Source organism: Streptomyces durmitorensis (assembly GCF_023498005.1).
Classification (GTDB): Bacteria; Actinomycetota; Actinomycetes; order Streptomycetales; family Streptomycetaceae; genus Streptomyces; species Streptomyces durmitorensis.
In genome coordinates this window covers 6,860,898-6,879,099 of record NZ_CP097289.1, presented here as the reverse complement: position 1 = coordinate 6,879,099, position 18,202 = coordinate 6,860,898, and the positions used below count along the sequence as shown (strand labels likewise).

Here is an 18,202-nt window from a genome sequence, read left to right as displayed (position 1 = left end):
GATTCATCCCTGGGTTTGCTGGATAGCTTCGCGAAGTACCTGGCGGTCGTCGAAGGGGCGCACCACCCCGGCGATGTCCTGCCCCTGCTCGTGGCCCTTGCCCGCGACGAGCACCGTGTCGCCCGGCTGGGCCCGGGCGACGGCGGCGCGGATGGCGGCGGCACGGTCCTCGAACACGGCGACATCGCCGCGCTCGTGGGACGGCACGTCGGCGGCGCCCGCGAGCATCGTGGCCAGGATCGCCAAGGGGTCCTCGCCGCGGGGGTTGTCGGCGGTCAGCACGGCGGTGTCGGCGAGCCTGGCCGCAGCGGCGCCCATCGGCATCCGCTTGGTCTTGTCCCGGTCGCCGCCGCAGCCGAGGACGATGTGCAGCTTGTTCTCGGTGACCTTGCGCAGGGCGCGCAGGACCGATTCGACGGCGTCCGTCTTGTGGGCGTAGTCGACGACCGCGAGGTAGGGCTGGCCCGCGTCGATGCGCTCCAGGCGGCCGGGGACGCCCGGCACCGCCGCGACGCCGTCGGCGGCCTGCTGGGGGTCGATCCCGGCGACGGCGAGCGAGACGATCGCGGAGAGCGTGTTGGCGACGTTGAACGGCCCGGCCAGCGGGGACTTCGCGGTGATCCGCTCCCCGTTCGGGCCGAGGACGACGAACGTGGAGTCGAACGGCGTGACCTCGACGTCGTCCGCGCGCCAGTCGGCGTCGGGGTGGCCCTCGGCGGAGAAGGTGGTGACGGGGACCTCGGACTCGGTGATGAGCCGGCGTCCGTACTCGTCGTCGAAGTTGACCACTCCGACCCGGGAGCGCTGTTTGGTGAACAGCTGCGCCTTGGCCTGGAAGTAGTCCTCCATGTCGGAGTGGAACTCCATGTGCTCCGGGCTGAGGTTGTTGAAGACGGCGACGTCGAAGACGCAGCCGTCCACCCGGCCGAGCACGAGGGCGTGGGAGGAGACCTCCATGGCGACGGCCTCGACGCCGCGCTCGCGCATCACCGCGAACAGCGCCTGGAGGTCGGTCGCCTCGGGGGTCGTGCGTTCGGACTTGATCCGCTCGTCGCCGATGCGCATCTCGACCGTGCCGATGAGGCCGGTCGACTTCACGCCCTTGAGGCCACCCTCGACGAGGTAGGCCGTCGTGGTCTTGCCGGACGTACCGGTGATGCCGATCTGGAGCAGATCGCGCCCCGGATGGCCGTACACCGTGGCCGCGAGCTCCCCCATGGAGCCGCGCGGGTCGGCGACGACCAGGACCGGCAGACCCGTGACGGCCGCGCGCTCGGCGCCCGTCGGGTCGGTGAGGATCGCGGCGGCGCCGAGGTCGGCGGCCTGGGCGACGAAGTCGGCGCCGTGCAGCCGGGCGCCGGGCAGCGCGGCGTAGATGTCGCCGGGCCGGACCGCGCGGGAGTCGTGCGTGATGCCGCTGACCTCCCCCGTGCCCGGGGCGGCGACGCCCAGCTGATCGGCGATCCTGGCGAGCGGCGTCGCGGAGACCTGGACCGGCCGCGGCGGTCCCGGATATGTCACGGGAACGCCCTTCTGGGTGGTTTGGGACTGATCGGCGTGTGGCACGGCGGTGAGCGTACCGGGCGCACCGGCTGTTGGGCGAAGCGGGCGGTGTGGCGGGGGCTGGTTCCCCGGCCGCGGGGTGATCGTTGTCACGGGTTTGTCCTGGTAGGGCTCAGGGTTCGAAGGTGACGGGGAGCCTGGCCGCGCCCTTGCCTGTGGGCGGGACCTGGAGCGTCTTGAGGGCGAACTGCATGACTTCCTTGTAGATGGGGCCGCAGATCTGGCCGCCGAAGTAGCTGCCCTTGGTGGCGTTCTGGATCGCGCAGTAGACGGTGACGCGCGGCTTGTCGGCGGGCGCGAATCCGGCGAACGACGAGGTGTAGCCCTTGTACCTGCCGGTCTCGGGGTCGACCCGGTTGGCCGTACCCGTCTTGCCCGCGACCCGGTAGCCGGGGATGCGGGCCTTGGTGCCCGTGCCCTCTTCGTCGTCGATGACGGACTCGAGCATCTGCGACACCGTCCTGGCGGTCTTCGCGCTCACCACCCGGGTCTTCTTGGGCTTGGGTGCGGGCGTGAAGCGGCCGTCGGGCCCCTTCGTGCCGCGCACCAGCGTGGGCTCGATGCGTACGCCGTCGTTGGCGATGGTCGAGTAGACGGAGGCCGCCTGCATCGCGTTGATCGAGAATCCCTGGCCGAACGGGATCGTGTACTGCTGCGAGGTGGACCACTTGTCGGCGGGCGCGAAGATGCCGTCCGTCTCGCCGGGGAAGCCGAGTCCGGTCCTCTTGCCGATGCCGAACTTCCGCAGGTACGAGTAGAGCGACCGGTTGGCTTCCTTCTGGGTCTTGCCCAGCTCGCCGGTGGCCAGGATCGTGCCGATGTTGCTGGACTTGGCGAGCACGCCGTTGAGCGTGAGGTGCCAGGTCGGGTGGTCGATGTCGTCCTGGAAGAGCCGGTCGCCGCGGTGCAGCCGGTTGGGGACCGTCACGTGCGTGCCGGGCGTGGCCGCCTTCTCCTCCAGGACGGCGGCCATGGACATGATCTTGGCGGTCGAGCCCGGCTCGAACGCGTCCTGGAGCGACGCGTTGCCAAGGGCCGTGCCGTCGGCCTGCGAGAGGTCGTTCGGGTCGAAGCCTGGGGCGTTGGCCATCGCGAGGATCTCGCCGGTCTTGTTGTCCTGCACTATCACGTAGCCGCGGTCCGCCTTGGACTTCTCCACCTGCTCGGTGATCGCGTTCTGCGCGGCCCACTGGATGTCGCGGTCGATGGTGAGCTCGACGTCCGAGCCGGGCACGGCGGGTGTCTCCGTGCTGCCCGCGGTCGGCACCTGATGGCCGCCGGACTGGGCATACCTGATCTTGCCGTCCTTGCCCGCGAGCTCCTTGTCGAGCTGCTGCTCCAGGCCGCCCGCACCCTTGCCCTCGGCGTTGACCCAGCCCAGTATCCCGGCGGCCAGGGTGTCGTTCGGGTACACGCGCTTGCTGCTGGGGTCCTGGAAGATCCCCGCGAGGACGTTGGCGCTCCCCTTGTCGGCGCGCTCCTTGTCGGCCAGCGCGCCGCGCAGGTCCTTGATCTGCTTCCAGACCTGCGGGGTCTGCCGGCGGGCGAGCAGGACGTAGCGCGTCTTGGGGGTCTTGAGCTGCTCGGTGAGCCGGTCGACGTCCTTGTCGAGGATCGGGGCGAGGAGGGCCGCGGCCTGTTCGGGCGCGTCCTTGATGCCCATCTCCTTCGCCGTGAACATCGTGGGGTCGGCCGTGATGTCGTACGCGTCCACGCTGGCGGCCAGCTCGACGCCGCTGCGGTCGGTGATGCCGCCGCGCTCGGCGGCCAGGATGTGGCTGAAGTAGCGGTTCTTCTCGGCCTTGGCGGTGTACACGCTCGCGTCGACCGCCTGCACCTGGAGGAGGCGTACGACAAAGGCCAGCATCACCAGGGTCAGACCGAGGCTCACCATGCGAAGGCGGGGCCGCGGGCTGCCGAGCCGGATGGTGCGGGCCTTGGACGCGGCGGGTCGCGGGCGGCGGGCGGCGGGGCGGGCTCCCGCTCCCGGACGGCGCTGCTGGCCGGGGCGTGCGGGGCGCGAGGGCCGCGCGGGGCCCGGGACCCTGCGTCGCGGGGGTTGGCGGTCCGTCACTTACGTCACCTGCCGGAGGTCGTGGGGCCGGGCTTCGCGGAGGGGATGGGCGTGGGCGGGGCTTCTGAGGGAACGGCGGGTGTGGCGGCGGGCGCCGGGGACGCCTGCGGCGCCGAGGGCGGGGGCGACACCGGGATCGAGACCGAGGGCGCCGGGGACGCGACCTCCTGCGGGCGCGGGTCGGTCTGCAGCGCGGACTGCTCGGCGGCGCCGGGAACGCCGCGCACGGTGCCGTCCGGGTTCAGGAAGGCCGGGTCGCCGCCCGGCACCATGCCGAGCTCGCGGGCGCGGCGCTGGAGGGCGTCGGGAGCGGCGTAGGCGTCCACGTCCCGCTGGAGCTCCTGCTCCTGGTCGGTGAGCTCCGTCGTCTCCTTCTTGAGCTCGCTCAGCTGGAACGAGCCTTCGTTGAGCGAGGAGTTCAGGATGAGCAGGGTGATCAGGCCGCCGCCGAGCAGCAGCACGACCAGCAGCACGAAAGGCGTGCGCGCGGCCTGGCTCGGCCCCGACGGAAGGAGCCGCGCGAGCCTGGCGGCCCTCCCGCGCAGCTCGGGCTTCTTGCTCATGGGGCCTCCTCAGGGACGCCGTTCACACGTCCTCCTGGCGGGAGCACTTCACAGAGTCTCCTCGCGGATGCGCTGCGCACCCCGCAGCCGTGCCGGGGCGGCCCGGCGGTTCTCGGCGACTTCTTCCTCGGTGGGCAGTTCCGCGCCGCGCGTGAGCAGCTTGAGCCGGGGCTGGTAGCGCTCGGGGACGACGGGCAGGCCGGGCGGCGCTGTCGTCGCGGCGCCGGCCGCGAAGACCTGCTTGACCAGGCGGTCCTCCAGCGAGTGGTACGAGAGGACGGCGATGCGGCCGCCGACGGCGAGCGTCTTCACGGCCGCCGGGATGGCCGCCTCCAGGACGCTCAGCTCGCCGTTGACCTCGATGCGCAGGGCCTGGAAGGTGCGCTTGGCGGGGTTTCCTCCGGTGCGCTTGGCGGCCTGCGGCAGGGAGTCACGGATCAGCTCGACGAGCCGCGCGCTGTTGCTGAACGGCTCCTTCTCGCGCTCGCGGACGACCGCGCTCACGATCCGCTTGGCCTGCTTCTCCTCGCCGTACTGGCGCAGGATCCGCACCAGTTCGCCCGGTGCGTACGTGTTGAGGACCTCGGCGGCGCTCATGCCGGTCGTCTGGTCCATGCGCATGTCCAGGGGCGCGTCCTGCGCGTAGGCGAACCCTCGGTCCGCCTCGTCGAGTTGCATGGAGGAGACGCCGAGGTCGAACAGGACGCCCTGGACCTTCGCGATGCCGAGCCGGTCGAGCACGTCGGGCAGTTCGTCGTAGACCGCGTGGACCAGTTCGGCCCGGTCGCCGAAGGGGGCGAGCCGCTCCCCGGAGAGCCGCAGCGCTTCCTTGTCGCGGTCCAGGCCGATGAGGCGGGCCGACGGGAAGGTGGACAGGAGCGCCTCGCTGTGGCCGCCGAGCCCGAGGGTGCAGTCGACGACGACCGCGCCCGGCTGGGCCAGCGCGGGGGCCAACAGGTCCAGGCATCGCTGGAGCATCACCGGGACGTGTCGGGTCTGGCTCAAAGGGCCCTCTCAGATCCGGCGCGGTGATCGTGCGCACGGCCGGGTCCCCGCCCGCTCGGGAAGGGGAACGGCCTGCTGGCGCCGGGGAAGTGGCGTCAGCCGACCGGGAGCGGGAGGAGGCCGAGCCGTACGTACGCGCCGCGCACGTGGGGGGATTCAGGGAATCCCCGGGTGAACAGTCCAGCGGGGAGCAGGGTCACGGCTCCCACTTCGCGTCACTTTAGTCCACCGTGTCGCCCGGTCAATCAACTGGCCTGCGCGTCGCGGACGGGTCGTCACGGGAGCCGCGGATCGGGCTCCGTCACCCGTTCGGCCGCACGCGGGCCACTCCTGTGGGTTGCCTCACAACAAGAGTCATTGACGTTCTTTGTCCCTTCTCACAGCGGGCCTGAGCGATCAGTGCCGACTACCGTCATAGTCATGTCGACTTCCGCATCTCCCACGGGCCGTACCTCCGGCGTCCCCGCAGAACCGACCGGTGACATAGCCACCGCCGGCACCGTCACGGACCGTCTCGTCGAGGCGAACCACCGGTACGCCTCCGGCTTCACCGACCCCGGCATGGACGCACGCCCCGTCCTGGGCGTGGCCGTCGTCGCCTGCATGGACGCCCGCCTCGACCTCCACGACGCGCTCGGCCTCGACCTGGGCGACTGCCACACCATCCGCAACGCGGGCGGCGTGGTCACCGACGACGTCATCCGTTCCCTGACGATCAGCCAGCGCGCCCTCGGCACGAAGAGCGTCGTACTGATCCACCACACCAGCTGCGGTCTGGAGAGCCTCACCGAGGAGTTCCGGCACGAGCTGGAGCTCGAGGTCGGCCAGCGGCCCGCCTGGGCGGTGGAGGCCTTCCGCGACGTCGATCAGGACGTAAGGCAGTCGATGCAGCGCGTGCGGACCTCGCCGTTCCTTCTGCACACCGACGATGTGCGGGGATTCGTCTTCGATGTCACCACGGGTCTGCTGCGGGAGATCGACCCTGCGTGACCGGGTCCGGACCGGACCTTTCCGGACCGGCTCGGCGGTCAAAAGGCCGTAAGGCGCGACATATCGCCGCCAGTTATCCGCGGGCGAGTGACACAACCCGGTATGCCCAACAAGAATGCGGGGTGGGCATCGCGCTGAACCATTCGGGCGCGGTGTCCGTGATTCGGGGTGGGCCGGGCCGCACACACAGCGTCGGCCCGGAGAACGTGTCCGAGGAGGGCCGGGTGACGACCTATGACGATCGAGCGAGCCTCACAGATCTGACCGCCACAGCGGAGCGTGTCCGCAGTTCGGTGGAGGGTGTGATCGAGGGCAAGCCGGAGGTCGTACGGCTTTCGCTGACCGTGCTCCTCGCCGAGGGGCACTTGCTGATCGAGGATGTACCGGGCGTGGGCAAGACCATGCTCGCCAAGGCACTGGCGCGGTCCATCGACTGCTCGGTGCGGCGCATCCAGTTCACGCCTGACCTGCTGCCGTCGGACATCACTGGTGTGTCCATTTTCGACCAGCAGCGCCGGGACTTCGAGTTCAAGCCCGGCGCGATCTTCGCGCAGATCGTGATCGGCGACGAGATCAACCGCGCGTCTCCCAAGACGCAGTCCGCGCTCCTGGAGTCCATGGAGGAGCGTCAGGTCACCATCGACGGGCAGACCTATGAACTGCCGAGCCCCTTCATGGTGGTGGCGACGCAGAACCCCGTCGAGATGGAGGGGACCTATCCCCTGCCCGAGGCGCAGCGCGACCGCTTCATGGCGCGCGTGTCGATCGGCTATCCGAACCCGGAGGCCGAGCTGCAGATGCTGGACGTGCACGGCGGTGTCTCGCCGCTCGACGACCTCCAGCCGGTGGCGCACGCGCACGACATCGTGAAGCTCATCGACGCGGTCCGCACGGTCCACGTCGCCGACGCCGTCCGGCGGTACGCCGTGGAACTGGTCGGGGCGACCCGCAACCACCCGGACCTGAGACTCGGGGCCTCCCCGCGCGCGACGCTGCACCTGCTGCGGGCGGCCAAGGCCTCCGCGGCGCTCAGCGGCCGGGAGTTCGCCCTGCCGGACGACGTCCAGGCCCTCGCCGTGGCGGTGCTCGCGCACCGGCTGCTGCCCACGGCACAGGCCCAGTTGAACCGGCGTACGGCCGAGTCGGTCGTCCTGGAGATCCTCCAGCGCACGCCCGTACCGGCCGCCGTCCAGCCGAACAGCGGTTACTTCAACCAGCAGCCGCCCGGCGCGCGGAGGCTGTGATGGCGGCCGGGGGGCCGCAGCCGGCGCAGGCCGAGGAGGGCAAGGGCGGACTGCGGACCGCGCTCGCGGGACTGACCACGCGCGGGCGTTCGTTCCTCGCGGCCGGGATCGCCGCCGCCGTCTGCGCGTACGTCCTGGGCCAGAGTGATCTGCTCCGGGTCGGGCTGCTGCTCGCCGTCCTGCCGCTGGTGTGCGCGACGGTGCTCTACCGCACCCGCTACCGCGTCGCGGGAAGCCGCAGGCTCTCCCCCGCGCGCGTGCCCGCCAGTTCGGAGGCCCGCGTCCATCTGCGGATGGACAACGTCTCGCGGCTGCCCACGGGCCTGCTCATGCTCCAGGACCGGGTGCCCTACGTCCTGGGGCCGCGGCCCCGGTTCGTGCTCGACCGGGTGGAGGCGGGAGGCCGCCGCGAGGTGTCCTACCGCGTCCGTTCGGATCTGCGGGGGCGCTATCCGCTGGGGCCGCTGCAACTGCGTCTGACGGACCCGTTCGGGATGTGCGAACTGACCCGCTCCTTCTCGACGTACGACACCTTGACGGTCATCCCGCGTGTGGAGGCGCTGCCTCCGGTGCGTCTGACCGGCGAGGCCAAGGGGTACGGCGACGGGCGGCACCGCTCGCTGGCCCTCGCGGGCGAGGACGACGTGATCCCGCGGGGCTACCGCCACGGCGACGACCTGCGCCGCGTCCACTGGCGCTCCACGGCTCGCTACGGAGAGCTGATGGTGCGCCGCGAGGAGCAGCCGCAGCGGGCCCGCTGCACGGTGCTCCTGGACACCCGGGCGCACGCCTTCCGGGGTGCGGGTCCCGACTCGGCCTTCGAGTGGGCGGTGTCGGGCACGGCGTCCGCCCTGGTGCACATGCTCGAACGGGGCTTTTCGGTACGGCTGTTGACCGACACCGGGAACTCGGTGCCGGGCGAGGGCTCGGACGGTTTCGCGGGCGCCAGCCAGGAGTCGGCGGACGCGGCGGGACTGATGATGGACACCCTCGCGGTGATCGACCACTCGGAAGGCGCCGGGCTCTCACCCGCGTACGACGTGCTGCGCGGGGGCAACGAAGGCCTGCTGATCGCCTTCCTCGGCGACCTCGACGAGGAGCAGGCGACGGTGGCCGCCAAGATGCGCCAGCGCAGCGGAGCCGCGGTCGCCTTCGTCCTGGACAGCACGGCCTGGGCCCAGGGCCCCGGTGGCGCTCCCTCGGGTCCCGGCGACGAGCGGGTACGGATGCTGCGCGAGGCGGGCTGGACGGCCGTGGCGGTGCCTCCTGGGGTCGCCCTGGTGGACCTGTGGCGCCAGGCGGACCATCTGCGGGCGAGCACGGGCCCCGCCCCTGCGGCGGGGACGACGACCGGGGGCTGGGGATGAGCGGCGGCCCGTCCGGCGGGACCACAGGCACGACAACAGGGGGACGTACATGAGTGGGCGCGCGCGACTCGCGCTCTGTGCCACGGCGGCCACGCTGATGGCATCGGGTGCGCTGCTGCCGCTCGTCGATCCGGCGACGTGGTTCGTCCAGGCGGCGATCCTGCTCGCGCTGCAGAGCGGCGTGGGCGCGCTCACCCGGCGGGTCCCGCTGGCCCGGCCGGTCACGGTCGCGGTGCAGGCGCTTGTGACTCTGCTGCTCCTGACGCTGGTGTTCGCCCGCGGGCAGGCGATCGGCGGGGTGATCCCCGGGCCCGACGTGTTCCGGGAGTTCGGGATGCTGCTCGAGGCGGGCGGCAACGACGTCGGGCAGTACGCGATCCCGGCGCCGCTCAGTGACGGCATCCGGCTGATGCTGGTCGGCGGCGTCCTGGTGATCGGTCTCGCGGTGGACGCCCTCGCGGTGACGTTCCGTACGGCGGCGCCCGCGGGTCTTCCGCTGCTCGCGCTGTACTCCGTCGCCGCGGGGCTCTCCGGGGACGGGGCGGGGTGGCTGTGGTTCCTGCTCGCGGCCGCCGGGTATCTGCTGCTGCTCCTCGCCGAGGGCCGGGACCGGCTCTCCCAGTGGGGGCGGGTCTTCGGGGGCGCCGCGCGCGCGCCCGGACGGATCTCGGGAGGCCTGGAGAGCGACAGCGGCGCCGTCGCACCGGTCCGCACGGGGCGGCGCATCGGCGCGGTCGCGCTGGGCATCGCCCTGGTGGTGCCGCTCGCGCTGCCCGCCCTGGACGGCGGTCTCCTCGACGGTTCCGGTGGCGCCGGAGGTTCGGGTTCCGGCGGTGGCGGCACGATCTCGGCGGTGAATCCGCTGGTCGCGCTCCAGGACAGCCTGAACGAACCGGACGACCGCGAGGTCATCTCGTACAAGACGAACGCCAAGGAGACCGAGAACCTCTACCTGCGGATCGTCTCCCTCGACCAGTTCGACGGCACGACCTGGAAGACCACCGTCCGCAGCATCGAGGACGTACCGCCGCGCCTGGAGGACCCGCCCGGTCTCTACCCCGACGTCCCGCGCAGCGAGATCCAGACGAACATCTCGGCCGCCGAGAACTACGCGCAGAACTGGCTGCCGATGCCCTACCCGGCGAGCGAGGTGAAGATCAACGGCCGCTGGCGGTACGAGCCGGTGGGGCGCGCCCTGGTCGGTGACCGCGGCCAGACGACGCGCGGCGCGCAGTACGAGGTCAAGAGCCTGGTCGTGCAGCCGACCGCCGAGCAGCTCGCGGGCGCGTCCGCGCCGCCCCGGCAGATCGCGGAAGAGTTCACCAAGGTGCCCGACACGCTGCCGTCCGTGGTCGCGTCCGAGGCCCGCCAGATCACCAAGGGCACCTCGAACGACTACGAGAAGGCGGTCAAGCTCCAGGACTGGTTCGCCTCGAAGGGCGGCTTCACGTACAACACGCAGGTGCGTGCGGGCAGCGGTCCGGCGGCGATCGCCCGCTTCCTGGAGCAGAAGGAAGGCTTCTGCGTCCACTTCTCGTTCGCGATGGCCTCGATGGCGCGGACGCTGGACATCCCGGCGCGCGTCGCGGTGGGCTTCACGCCCGGTGCCGCGCAGGCGGACGGTTCGATGTCGGTCGGTCTGCGGGACGCGCACGCGTGGCCCGAGCTGTACTTCGAGGGCGTGGGCTGGACCCGCTTCGAGCCGACCCCGAACCGCGGCACGGTGCCGGACTACACGCGCCCGGACACCCCGTCCGACGGTGCGAGCGACCCGTCGTCGCCGGAGCCGACCTCGTCGTCGGCGCCGTCGGACGTGCCGTCGGCCTCCGCGAGCTGCCCGCCCGACCAGCAGCGGCAGGGGGGCTGCACGAGCTCGGCCCCGGCGATCGCGGGCGGTTCGGGCGGCGAAGGACCGCCGATCGGCATGATCGTGCTCGTGGCCCTGGGGGCGCTCGTGGTGCTCGGCGTGCCCTTGCTGCCGATGCTGTGGCGCAAGCGGATCCGCGCGGTGCGCCTGGGCTCCCCCGGCCGTACCGAGGCGGACGCGGCGGCACGGACCCTCGCGGCCTGGCTCGAAGTGACCGACACGGCCTGGGACCACGGGATCACGCCGGACGAGTCGCAGACCCCGCGCAAGGCCGCGGCGCGGATCGTCCGCATCGGACAGCTCGCCGCGGCGCCCGCGGAGTCCGTCCATCGCCTGGCGGCCGCGGTCGAACAGGTGCTCTATGCGCCACGGCCCCAGCCCGCGGCCGGTCTGGCCGACGACGTGCACCGCGTCGGTGACGGTCTGCGGGCCACGGCTGGCCGTGCGGCACGGCTGCGGGCAACACTTGCCCCGCGTTCGGCCGCACGGGTGGTGTGGGCGGTCTCGGACCGCGGGACGGCGCTCAAGGAGCGGTGGTCCGAGCGGATCGCGAAGCGGTGGACGGCGCTGCGGAGGCCTTCGCGGCCGTCGCAGCAGGAGGGCTGAGGGGCACGTAGGAGGACGCGCGTAAGGGGTGACCGCCGTGGGCGGTCACCCTTACGCGCGACTGGAAATGCTAAAAACTCATTGGCCCTGTTCGTCGCGGCGGCGCTGCCAGCGCTGCTCGATCCGGTCCATCATCGACCGGCGCTGCCTGGTCTGCCGACGGGCGGCCGGGGCTGCGCCCGGTGCCGTTGGCGTGCCTGCGGCCGGTTGTTCACCTGGCTTGGGCGCTTTGCGCCATCCGGTGACGGCGAGCACCGCACATCCCAGCATGACGAGGAATCCCACCACGCTCACCCAGATCTGCTGGGCGACCATTCCGGCCATGAGAAGGGCGATACCTACAAGGAAGCCCGCGACCGCTTGGTAGACCCGTCGCCGGGTGTACGTACGCAGCCCGCTTCCCTCGAGCGCTGTCGCGAACTTGGGATCTTCGGCGTACAGCGCTCGCTCCATCTGCTCGAGCATGCGCTGCTCGTGCTCCGAGAGCGGCACGGAGTCCTCCTCATCGTGCAGTCGCCGGGGCGACCGGGGGTCCCCTTCAGGATAGGCAGGGAATCGCCCCCGTGAAACCCGCCCCTCTGCGCCAACTTCGCCAAACCGGACCACCCTGCCGCTCCGGCTCGCTGAAGCGTGCATTCCCCAGCGGCCGGTCCGGCATGCCGGACGGTCTGCCTCGATCATACGGCGCCCATAGCCCGTTCGGGGGGTGTGTGCCGTACTCCATGTGCGGCTGCGTCGCTGATCAGCGAGGCAGCCACGGCCGACGTCAGGCCTCGTCGGCATCCCGGGTCTCACCGAGCACATGGAGCTGGGTGGCCACGGAGTGGAAGGCGGCGAGCTCAGCGGCGGCCGCCTCCAGCTTCAGGAGGGCCTCCAGGGCGCCGGGCTCGGTGTCCACGAGGACGCCGGGAACCAGGTCCGCGAAGACCCGCACGCCGTGCACCGCGTCGACCCTGATGCCCGTGCCCTCGACCAGGTCGGTGAGCTGCTCGGCGGTGAAGCGCCGGGGCACGGGGTCCCCGTCGCCCCAGCGCCCCGCCGGATCGCCGAGCGCCTGCCTGGCCTCGGTGAAGTGCCCGGCGAGCGCCCTGGCGAGCACGGCTCCGCCGAGGCCGGCGGCGAGCAGGCTGAGGGTGCCGGAGGGGCGCAGCGCGCTGACCGCGTTGCGCACGCCCTCGGCGGGGTCGTCCACGTACTCCAGGACGCCGTGGCACAGGACGGCGTCGAACCCGGCGCGCTCCACGACGTCGAAGAGGCCGTGTACGTCGCCCTGGACGCCGCGCACCCGGTCCGCGACGCCCGCCTCGGCGGCCCTGCGCTCCAGCGCGAAGAGGGCGTTCGGGCTCGGGTCGACGACCGTGACGCGGTGGCCGAGGCGGGCGACGGGCACGGCGAAGTTGCCGCTGCCGCCTCCGGTGTCGAGCACGTCGAGGGAGTGTGACTCCCGGCCCGTGGCCTTGACCCGGCGGTCTAGAGCGTCCTTCAGGACCTCCCAGACCACGGCGGTACGGAGAGAAGCGCGGGGGCGCATCGGGTCCGACACGGCAGTTGACTCCTCGGCGCGTCCACCGCATGTCCGCGGCGGAGCTAGGGGGTTCCCTCCGCCTGCTCTTGCCGCAGGAAGGAGGGTGCGGGCGCTCCCACCCTATTGCCTTCGGCCCACTGCCCCGTCACCCGTCTCAGCTCGCGTCCGGCGGCTCCTGCCTGGGCTGGGGCAGCACCGGCTGCAGCACCAGCATCCGCTCGACGATGCGTAAGAACATCGCCACGTCACGCAGCAGGTCGTCCGCGTCCCGGACGGTGGCCGCGCCCTGTATGCCCGCCTCCGCGCGGGCCCTGCGCGGCGCGCCGGAGGCGAACAGGGCGCTCCACTCGGTCAGTTCGGGCGCTATCTCGGGGAGCACTTCCCAGGCGCTCCGGATCCGCTGCCTGCGTCGCGTGGTCGTCTCGGGGCGGCCGCGGGCGGCGAGGACCGCGGCCGCGGTGCGCAGGGCCGCGAGATGGGCCGTGGCATAGCGCTCGTTCGGAGTCTCCAGGTGCGCGGCTTCGTCGATGCCGGCGCGGGCCTGGGCGAGCAGTTCGAGTGCGGCGGGCGGGGCCGTGGCCCGGCGCAGGACGGGGTGGACGTCGCTCGCGGGGCCGGTGGCTACAGGGGCAGGGCCGACGGGGCGGTGCCGACGTGCGGCTGCTGCGGAAGTGCTGGCCATGACGAACCTCCTGTCGTCGCGTAACGGCATGGTGGCCGTATGTGCCCATCGTGGAGTACGCCACTGACAATCGGCTCTGACCTGCGCTTTTGCCTCGATCGCGGGTTCGGGCTAGTTTTTGCACTGACCAGTCAGTTCAAAAGAGGGTGCGAGGGGGAACTGTGGACGGGCCAAGCGACGGCGCGCGGGGAGCCGCCGTCACAGCGCGGGGGTTCGGGCTCGAGGGACCGCGGGGCTGGGCGTTCCGCGGGGTCGATGTCGAGGCCGGCCCCGGGGCGCTGATCGCGGTCGAGGGGCCTTCGGGGTCGGGCCGGACCTGTCTGCTGCTCGCACTCACCGGGCGGATGCGCCCCACGGAGGGCGAGGCTTCCGTGGGGGGCTTCCGGCTGCCCAAGCAGCTCGCCGCCGTGCGCCGGATCAGCGCGCTCGGGCCCGTGCCCGGCGTGACGGATCTCGATCCGGCGCTGACCGTGGCCGAGCATCTGCACGAACGGGCGCTTCTGGAGCGGCGGTTCGGCGGATCCCTGCGGGGTCTGCTGAGGCCGCGCGCCGAGCGGGCGAGCGAGGCACGGCTGCGGATCGACACCGCGCTGACCGCGGCCGGGCTCGACATGGAGGCGCTGCCCAAGGGGCGGCGGACCTCCGTGCGCGACCTGGAGCGCCTGGAGGCGCTGCGGCTCTCCGTGGCGCTCGCCCTGATCGGGCGGCCCCGGCTGCTTGGCGTCGACGACGTCGACCTCAAGCTGTCGGAGGCCGAACGGGGCGAGGCCTGGGCCCTGTTGGGGTCCCTCGCACAGAGCGGCACCACCGTCGTCGCCGTGTGCAGCGAAGCACCCGAGGACGCGGTCGCCGTGTCCACGGGCCAAAAGCCCGCTGAATCGGCCGACTCGAACGACTCGAACGACGACGACAAGGAGACGGCGGATGCGCTCGCCGAAGCTGGCCGCTCTTGAGCTCAGGCGCTTCGGCAGGGGGAAGCTGCCGCGCGCGGCCCTCGCCGCGCTCCTGCTGCTGCCCCTGCTGTACGGCGCGCTGTACCTGTGCTCGTTCTGGGACCCGTACGGCCGTCTCGACCGCATCCCTGTGGCGCTCGTCAACGACGACAAGGGAGCCACGGCCGCGGGCAAGAAGCTCGCGGTGGGCGACGGCATCGTCGACGGTCTCGAGGACAGCAAGACCTTCGACTGGCACGAGGTGAGTTCCGCCGAGGCGCGCAAGGGCGTCGAGGACGGGACGTACTACCTGTCCCTGACGATGCCGACCGACTTCAGCAAGCGCATCGCGTCCAGTTCGGGCGACTCCCCGGAGACGGGCGCTCTTCGGGTCCGTACGAACGACGCCAACAACTACATCGTCGGGCAGATCTCCCGGACGGTCTTCTCCGAGGTGCGCACGGCGGCCTCCACCAAGGCGTCGCGCTCCTTCCTCGACAAGATCTTCATCTCGTTCTCCGACATCCACGGGGCGACCGAGAAGGCCGCCAAGGGTGCCGACAAGCTCGACAGCGGCATCGGGGAGGCCAAGAAGGGCTCGAAGAAGCTCGTGACCGGCCTCAAGGACGCCAAGAACGGCAGCAGCGACCTGGCAGGGGGCATCAAGAAGCTCGACAAGGGCGCCGCTGACCTGCAGAGCGGTTCCAAGAAGGTCTCGGACGGCACCCAGAAGCTGGCCGACAAGGTCAACGGCACCGCGGACCAGGTGCGGCCCTTCCTGAAGGACAACGGCAAGACCGTCGGGGACACGGCCCAGCTCGTGGCCGACTCCTCCAAGGCCCTGCGGGGCAACCTGGACACCTGGGTCAAGCTCGCACCCGGGGCGGCCGAGGGCGCCAAGAAGGGGTCCGAGATCATCGGCGGCCTCTACACGGAGCGCTGCGAGAACCTCCCGGTCCCGGACCCGGGCTGCCCGCAGCTCAAGAAGGCCAAGGCGGCCGCGGAGAACGTGTCGACCATCGCGGACGACATGAACACCGTGATCAAGGACCAGGACAGCGACGTCAAGAAGCTCAAGAGGCACCTGAACACGCTGGAGAAGAAGTCCCAGGAGCTCGCCGACCGCGCGCCGCACCTCAACGAGGACCTCGACAAGGCCGTCACCCAGATCAACGACCTCAACACGGGCGCGGGGAAGGTCGCCAAGGGCGCCAAGAAGCTGCACACCGGCCTCGGCACCGCCAAGACCGGCGCCACGGACCTCGATGCGGGCGTCGGCAAGCTCGAGACGGGCGCGAGTGACCTCAAGGGCGGCATGTTCAAGCTGGCCGACGGCTCCGAGAAGCTGTCCGGCGGGCTGCACGACGGCGTCAAGAAGATCCCGGACTACGACAAGAAGGACCGCGACCAGCGCACCGACGTCATGGCCGACCCGGTGCAGCTCGCCTCCCAGTCGATGCACAAGGCGCCCAACTACGGCACGGGCTTCGCCCCGTACTTCATCCCGCTGTCCCTGTGGGTGGGCGCGATGGTGGCGTACATGCTGATCCAGCCGCTCAACCGGCGCGCGCTCGCCGCGGGCGCCTCCGCCTGGCGGATCGCGTTCGCGGGGTGGCTGCCGGTCGCCGCCCTCGGCGTGCTCCAGACAGGGGCCCTGATGTCGGTCCTGCACTGGGGCCTTGGCCTGCAGATGGCGCGAACTGCCGGGACGGTGGGCTTCCTCTGCCTGGTGACGTGCTGCTTCGCGGCGATCGTGCAGTGGCTGAACGCGCGCTTCGGGGCGGCCGGACGGATCCTCGTCCTCGCGGCCCTGATGCTCCAGCTGACCTCGGCGGGCGGCACGTACCCCGTCCAGACGAGTCCGTCCTTCTTCGGCTGGATCCACCCCTTCCTGCCGATGAGTTACGTCGTCGACGCCCTGCGCAGGCTCATCACGGGCGGCGGTCTCGGCCCCGTGTGGCAGGCGTGCGTGGTCCTCACGGCCTTCACCGCGGGCGCCCTGGCGCTCACCGCGCTCTCCGCGCGCCGCAAGCAGGTGTGGACCCTGGACCGGCTGCACCCGGAGCTGAGCCTGTGAGACCCGGAACCGAGCCTGTGCGGGCGGCAAGACCTGTGAGAATCAGGCCCATGGACAGCAGCGCAACCAGCACCCGGCGTGAGGCCACCCGGCAGAAGCTCTACGAGGCCGCCGTCACCCTCATCGCGGAGCAGGGTTTCTCGGCCACGACGGTCGACGAGATCGCCGAGCGGGCCGGGGTCGCGAAGGGCACGGTCTACTACAACTTCGCGAGCAAATCGGTCCTCTTCGAAGAGCTGCTTCGGCACGGCGTCGGGCTGCTCACCGCCTCCCTGAAGGAGGCGGCCGAGAAGGCGGCGGGCAGCGGCGGCACGCAGGTCGACGCGCTGGACGCGATGATCCGGGCGGGCCTGGTCTTCATCGACCGCTATCCCGCCTTCACCCAGCTGTACGTGGCGGAGCTGTGGCGCACCAACCGCGCCTGGCAGTCCACCCTGATGGTGGTCAGGCAGCAGGCGGTCGCCGTCGTCGAGGACGTCCTGCGGGCGGGCGTCGAGAACGGCGAGCTGAGCGAGGAGATCGACATCCCCCTGACGGCCGCCGCGCTCGTCGGGATGGTCCTGGTGGCGGCCCTGGACTGGCAGGCCTTCCAGCCGGAGCGCTCCCTCGACGACGTCCACTCGGCGCTCTCGCGACTGCTGCAAGGGCGGGTGAGCGGAGGGCGCTGAGCCGTCCCCGGGGGCCTCGCAAGAAAAGGCGCCGGTCCGGTGCCGCCTGTTCTCCAGGCGGCACCGGACCGGCGCCTTTTGCGTTCCCCCGTGTTCCCCCGTTCGGCCCCCCGGGTGGTCATCCCCGGGCCGCCGCCCGTCACCCCCGTGTCTCGCTCCCACCTTCGGCGGGGTGGGAGGAGCGGTTAAGGGCGCCGCGCCGTTCCGCCGCCCCGTGTCGGCGGTACGGGCGCTGCGCCCCTCTCCGTGTCCCTCACTCTTCCGTCTGCGCAGGTCGGGACCCATCCGCGCTGATACTCATCTCCATCACTAGGTACGGATACTCAGACCTGGGTGCTCATCCCCAGGCCGGAACGTTCCCGACTGGTTACGATCGCGTCCGTGTCCGTACTCCCCCTGGTCTTCACCAGCGGCTGGGCCAGCGGGATCAACGCGTACGCCGTGGTCCTTCTGCTCGGTGTCTTCGGCGCGACCGGGATCACCGACGAGGTGCCCGAGTCGCTGCAGCGTCCTGATGTGCTGATCGTCGCCGGGGTTCTCTTCGCCTGCGAGGCGGTCGCCGACAAGATCCCTTACGTCGACTCGGTGTGGGACACGGTGCACACCGTGATCCGGCCGGTGTCCGGCGCCGTGGTGGGTGCGCTGCTCGCGGGCCAGAGCGGTTCGCTGCCCGACCTGGCGGCGGGGGCGGTGGGCGGTTCGACGGCGCTGGCCAGCCACTGCGTGAAGGCCGGGACGCGGATGGCGATCAACACCTCGCCGGAGCCGTTCAGCAACGTCATCGTGAGCACGGCGGAGGATCTCGGGGTCGGCGGGATCGTCAGCTTCGCGATGTTCTATCCGGAGGCGGCCGCGATCATCGCGGCGGTGCTGCTGGTGCTCGGCCTGATCCTGCTGTACTTCCTGGTCTCGCGGATCCGGCGGTTCCTGCGACGCAGGGCACAGCGGCGCGAGGAGAGGCGGCTCGCGGCGCACGCGGGACGGCCGCCGGACTGAGGGCTCCCGGCGTGACTGTCAGTGGTGGCCGATAAAGTCCCTG

15 protein-coding genes are annotated in these 18,202 nt (G+C 71.5%); 8 read left to right on the top strand and 7 right to left on the bottom strand.

Annotated elements, in window-relative coordinates:
- Positions 1–3: 3 nt before the first annotated feature.
- From M4V62_RS30660 to rsmH, 4 genes are read right to left on the bottom strand one after another with little or no spacing between them, the layout of a single operon-like run.
- Entirely contained in the window at positions 4–1,656 is a 1,653-nt protein-coding gene (locus tag M4V62_RS30660) for a UDP-N-acetylmuramoyl-L-alanyl-D-glutamate--2,6-diaminopimelate ligase (protein ID WP_249590429.1), read from the bottom strand.
- A gap of 19 nt (positions 1,657–1,675) precedes the next feature.
- Positions 1,676–3,637 carry a peptidoglycan D,D-transpeptidase FtsI family protein gene (locus M4V62_RS30655; RefSeq protein WP_249590428.1) on the bottom strand — a complete coding sequence of 654 codons (1,962 nt, stop codon included), beginning with the start codon at positions 3,635–3,637 and terminating at the stop codon, positions 1,676–1,678.
- A gap of 5 nt (positions 3,638–3,642) precedes the next feature.
- On the bottom strand, positions 3,643–4,200 hold the full coding sequence (gene ftsL, locus M4V62_RS30650; RefSeq protein ID WP_249590427.1) for a cell division protein FtsL: 558 nt from the start codon (positions 4,198–4,200) through the stop codon (positions 3,643–3,645).
- A 48-nt stretch (positions 4,201–4,248) separates the two neighbouring features.
- A complete protein-coding gene (gene rsmH / locus M4V62_RS30645; RefSeq protein WP_249590426.1) occupies positions 4,249–5,205 on the bottom strand; it encodes a 16S rRNA (cytosine(1402)-N(4))-methyltransferase RsmH in 957 nt (318 codons plus the stop codon).
- Between the two features lie 357 nt (positions 5,206–5,562).
- Here rsmH and M4V62_RS30640 point away from each other — a divergent pair, with 357 nt between their 5' ends.
- The 4 genes from M4V62_RS30640 to M4V62_RS30625 all read left to right on the top strand — a co-directional run bounded on the left by M4V62_RS30640 (position 5,563) and on the right by M4V62_RS30625 (position 11,279).
- On the top strand, positions 5,563–6,195 hold the full coding sequence (locus tag M4V62_RS30640) for a beta-class carbonic anhydrase (protein WP_249590425.1): 633 nt from the start codon (positions 5,563–5,565) through the stop codon (positions 6,193–6,195).
- 224 nt (positions 6,196–6,419) lie between these two features.
- Positions 6,420–7,439 (top strand): AAA family ATPase, encoded by a 1,020-nt coding sequence (locus tag M4V62_RS30635; RefSeq protein WP_249590424.1) that lies wholly within the window; start codon positions 6,420–6,422, stop codon positions 7,437–7,439.
- Positions 7,439–8,806, top strand: a complete 1,368-nt coding sequence (locus M4V62_RS30630) for a DUF58 domain-containing protein (RefSeq protein ID WP_249590423.1) — start codon at positions 7,439–7,441, stop codon at positions 8,804–8,806. The genes M4V62_RS30635 and M4V62_RS30630 overlap by 1 nt, the downstream gene beginning before the upstream one ends.
- A 49-nt stretch (positions 8,807–8,855) precedes the next feature.
- Entirely contained in the window at positions 8,856–11,279 is a 2,424-nt protein-coding gene (locus M4V62_RS30625; protein ID WP_249590422.1) for a transglutaminase TgpA family protein, read from the top strand.
- 78 nt (positions 11,280–11,357) lie between these two features.
- Here M4V62_RS30625 and M4V62_RS30620 read toward each other — a convergent pair whose 3' ends face one another.
- From M4V62_RS30620 to M4V62_RS30610, 3 genes are all read right to left on the bottom strand, one after another.
- Positions 11,358–11,771 carry a DUF3040 domain-containing protein gene (locus M4V62_RS30620; protein WP_249590421.1) on the bottom strand — a complete coding sequence of 138 codons (414 nt, stop codon included), beginning with the start codon at positions 11,769–11,771 and terminating at the stop codon, positions 11,358–11,360.
- 274 nt (positions 11,772–12,045) lie between these two features.
- Complete coding sequence (locus M4V62_RS30615; protein WP_249590420.1) at positions 12,046–12,822, bottom strand: class I SAM-dependent methyltransferase; 777 nt, start codon at positions 12,820–12,822, stop codon at positions 12,046–12,048.
- Between the two features lie 136 nt (positions 12,823–12,958).
- The gene (locus M4V62_RS30610; protein WP_249590419.1) at positions 12,959–13,486 is read right to left on the bottom strand and encodes an SAV_6107 family HEPN domain-containing protein; all 528 of its coding nucleotides are present in this window, start codon (positions 13,484–13,486) and stop codon (positions 12,959–12,961) included.
- 161 nt (positions 13,487–13,647) lie between these two features.
- Here M4V62_RS30610 and M4V62_RS30605 point away from each other — a divergent pair, with 161 nt between their 5' ends.
- From M4V62_RS30605 to M4V62_RS30590, 4 genes are all read left to right on the top strand, one after another.
- Positions 13,648–14,439: an ATP-binding cassette domain-containing protein gene (locus M4V62_RS30605; RefSeq protein ID WP_249590418.1), complete on the top strand. Its 792-nt coding sequence runs from the start codon at positions 13,648–13,650 to the stop codon at positions 14,437–14,439.
- The gene (locus M4V62_RS30600; RefSeq protein WP_249590417.1) at positions 14,411–16,495 is read left to right on the top strand and encodes a YhgE/Pip family protein; all 2,085 of its coding nucleotides are present in this window, start codon (positions 14,411–14,413) and stop codon (positions 16,493–16,495) included. The genes M4V62_RS30605 and M4V62_RS30600 overlap by 29 nt, the downstream gene beginning before the upstream one ends.
- Positions 16,496–16,545: 50 nt before the next feature.
- Positions 16,546–17,163 carry a TetR/AcrR family transcriptional regulator gene (locus M4V62_RS30595; RefSeq protein ID WP_249590416.1) on the top strand — a complete coding sequence of 206 codons (618 nt, stop codon included), beginning with the start codon at positions 16,546–16,548 and terminating at the stop codon, positions 17,161–17,163.
- 381 nt (positions 17,164–17,544) lie between these two features.
- The gene (locus tag M4V62_RS30590; protein WP_249590415.1) at positions 17,545–18,159 is read left to right on the top strand and encodes a DUF4126 domain-containing protein; all 615 of its coding nucleotides are present in this window, start codon (positions 17,545–17,547) and stop codon (positions 18,157–18,159) included.
- Positions 18,160–18,202 lie beyond the last annotated feature (43 nt).